The organism is Pseudomonadota bacterium, from assembly GCA_010028905.1.
GTDB lineage: Bacteria > Vulcanimicrobiota > Xenobia > RGZZ01 > RGZZ01 > RGZZ01.
This window is the reverse complement of record RGZZ01000563.1, coordinates 1-2,960: the sequence shown is the minus strand read 5'-3', so window position 1 is coordinate 2,960 and position 2,960 is coordinate 1. Positions and strand designations below refer to the sequence as shown.

Genomic DNA, 2,960 nt, shown 5'->3' with positions numbered 1-2,960 from the left:
TCGATGGATCTCCTCTCTTTTGCCGGCAGTCTATGAACAGCGTCTGAAGAGGCGCGAAAATGCCCGTGAAAGATGCGTCAATGCGTCAATGCGCGAACGACCCCGAACCCAGAACCTCTCGTGCAGCCGCCAGGATATCACGAGGTCACACAGCCGTGACGCACAGGCGATCCGAGTCTCCGTCTCGCTCACTCGAGTCGGAACACCACCGTGCGCCTCACCCAGCAGCCCACCGGACGACCGACACGCACCGCCGGGCGGAAGCGCCACGACCACGCCGTCTCACGCGCCGCCGCATCAAGGTCGGAGTGACCGCTCGAGCCATCGAGCTCGACCGCATCGACCTGACCCTCGGCGTTGACGTGCACCCGCACGCGAACCCCGCCCTGGCGCTGCTCGTCGCGCGCCCGCGCGGGGTAGTGCGGAGAAGGTCCGCCGAGGAACCCGGGCGGCGCATCGCTGGGACCTTCCGACGGGGGGTGGCTGGCCTCCCCTGCCCCACCGTTGCGCGGAACGCTTTCGCCTGAACCTTCCCCCGTGCTTCGCCCAGCCGGACGCGCTGCGTCGGCCGAGCCGGAGGGAAGTCCCCCTGCCCTCTCGTGGCCCGTCGACACAGCGAGGGCCTCCCCCGAAGCCATGCCTCGCGGCGCTTCCGAGGGTCCACGCGGCGATTCGGGCAACGCCGCGCTGGCCTGTGCCGACGCGGGCGTAGTCACGGGTGCCACGGCGGGGCGAACGGAGACGACAGGTTGCGGCGGCGCAGCGGTCGGCGATGCACAAGCCTGCGGGCGAACAGCGGTTCGAGGGACCTCGACTGGTGCGACTGGGGCGATAGCAGCGGTGGCGATGGGCGGGTCGCAGGCCTGCGGTCGATCCGGTGATGCGCCAGATCGCACGGCGGTAGGAGAAGGCGGGGGATTCTGCGCTGGCGATGCGTCCACTGATCCGGTGAAGCGCGATTCGACTGCTCCAGACCTGGCGAACGCGCGCCGCGACGGCGGAACCGCCTGGGCGCGCGCGCGCGGCGACGCTGATCCTGTGGGTAGAACCGCTCGCGGGGCCTGCGCCCCAGAAGCGACCGGGAGACGCGACATCAACGAGGGAGGTGACATCAGCCGGGGGAGCAGGGTGACCTCGTGCAGCACGAGGGGCGTGGGAGGTGCCGGATCACAAGAGGCCCCCGTGACCAGCATCCATCCCCCGACGCCCGCCACGACCGCGTGCGCGAGCGCCGAGAGAAGCATGAAGCGACCGCTGCCCGTCACGTCAGAACCGCGGGCTCAACCCGAAGTAGAAGGTGCGCCCCGGCATGGGATAGTTCAGATCGTGGAAGTCGTTGCCGAAGTTGAGCGCGTACCTCGAGTTGAGAAGATTGGTGATCTTGAGGAACACCTGGCCCTGCACGTCGCCAAGTCGAGCATGATGCCCGACGGTGAGATCGAGCACACCCACCGCGGGCAGCGCCTTGGTGTCGTAGGTGACCAACCCGCTCGGGTCGCTGTAGTTGGCGTAGTACTGGCCGCGCTCACCGAGCACGACGCCGTCGATCTGCACGCCAAACCCTTTTGGCTGCTGCCAGCTGACCGTCACCGTTGCTCGGGTGCGCGGAACATTGGCGAGAGGACGCGACACCGTCGCCAGCTGATTGGTGAAGGCGTTCACCACCTCTTGATTGATCTGCGTCGCGTCGATGTAGGTGTAGGTTCCCCCAACGGTGAGCTCGGGCGTCACCTGCCACTGCAGCTGCGACTCCACGCCCTTCTTGCGCGCCTTGTTCAGATTCGAGGGAATGAACTCATTGCCGAAAGGCCCGACGGGGCCCACGGGAGCGTATGCGATGAGACCGTTCACGTCATCGCTGAAGCCCGTGAGACGCAGCAGCAGCTGCTTCGTGATCAGGGCCTCGAGGCCGATCTCATAGGTGGTGGAGGTCTGGGGGCGCAGATTGGGATTGCCCGCGGCGCCGAAGCTCTCCGGGTAGTAGAGCTCGGAGAGGGTCGGCGCGCGAAATCCTCGCCCCCAGGCGGCGCGCAGCCCCAGCTGGTCGTTGAGCCGATAGAGGAACGCCGTGCGTGGGCTGATCTGCCCCCCGTACCCCGTGCCGTTCTCGGCGCGAAGCCCCAGGGTCGCCGACAAGCGCCCGAGCTGCAGCGACTCCTCAGCGTAGATGGCGCGGATGTCTCGACCCGCCACAAAGGTCACGGGCGCGGCAGACACCGCGAGCGTCGTGTCGGTATCGACCGAGCTGTAGCCCATGTATGTGCGCTCGTAGAGGGCACCCAGCGTGAGGGCGCTGTCTTTGAGGTGAGGGATCTTGATGCGCGCGTCGACGCCGGTGTCGTACTCTCGGGCCACGGTGTCGGCGGCGTGGATGTCACCCGCGAAGTCGACGTAGGCGTTGTGGAACGTGGGCGTCCACGCGCTCTGCCAGGCGTGCACGAGCAGACGATCGGTCTTGTAGTCGATATTGAGGAAGCGCTGCGACCCTCCCTGGCTGTCGACGAGGGTCGACGCCAGGTTGTTGCCCAGGCGCAGCTGGCTCTGGGTTCGCTGGGTCACATCAGCCGCTGGCTGCGGACCTGGTGTACCCACGCGAGAGCGATTGAGACCCGCCGAGATGGTGAGCGTCTCGTTGGTTCCCGTGGGGAGCGAGAAGCGAAGAAATCCGTTCTGCAGCTCAGAGCTCGCGTTCGGCCGATCACCGGCCACGCTGCGCAAGGTGGGCACGATGAGCAGATCGGCGGTTCCGAGTCGGGTGCTGATGATGCCCGTGGCGATGCTGGTGCCCTGGCCGCCCCCGATGTAGTCGGCCCCACTCTTGTGGTCGGCGCCATCCTTGGTGACGAACTGCACCACACCCGACATGGCGTTGCCGCCGTAGAGTGCCGAGTACGGGCCGCGCACGACCTCGACGTGATCGATGTAATCGGCGGGCAGGGTCGAGAGATCAGCGCTTCCGA

At 67.1% G+C, this 2,960-nt stretch carries 2 protein-coding genes; both read right to left on the bottom strand.

Translation table 11 applies throughout. From position 1 onward, the window contains the following. Window positions 1-188 precede the first annotated feature (188 nt). Window positions 189-1,265 carry a TonB family protein gene (locus EB084_22845; protein NDD31102.1) on the bottom strand — a complete coding sequence of 359 codons (1,077 nt, stop codon included), beginning with the start codon at window positions 1,263-1,265 and terminating at the stop codon, window positions 189-191. A gap of 1 nt (window position 1,266) precedes the next feature. Further along, on the bottom strand, window positions 1,267-2,960 hold a 1,694-nt coding region (locus tag EB084_22840), incomplete at its 5' end, for a TonB-dependent receptor (protein NDD31101.1).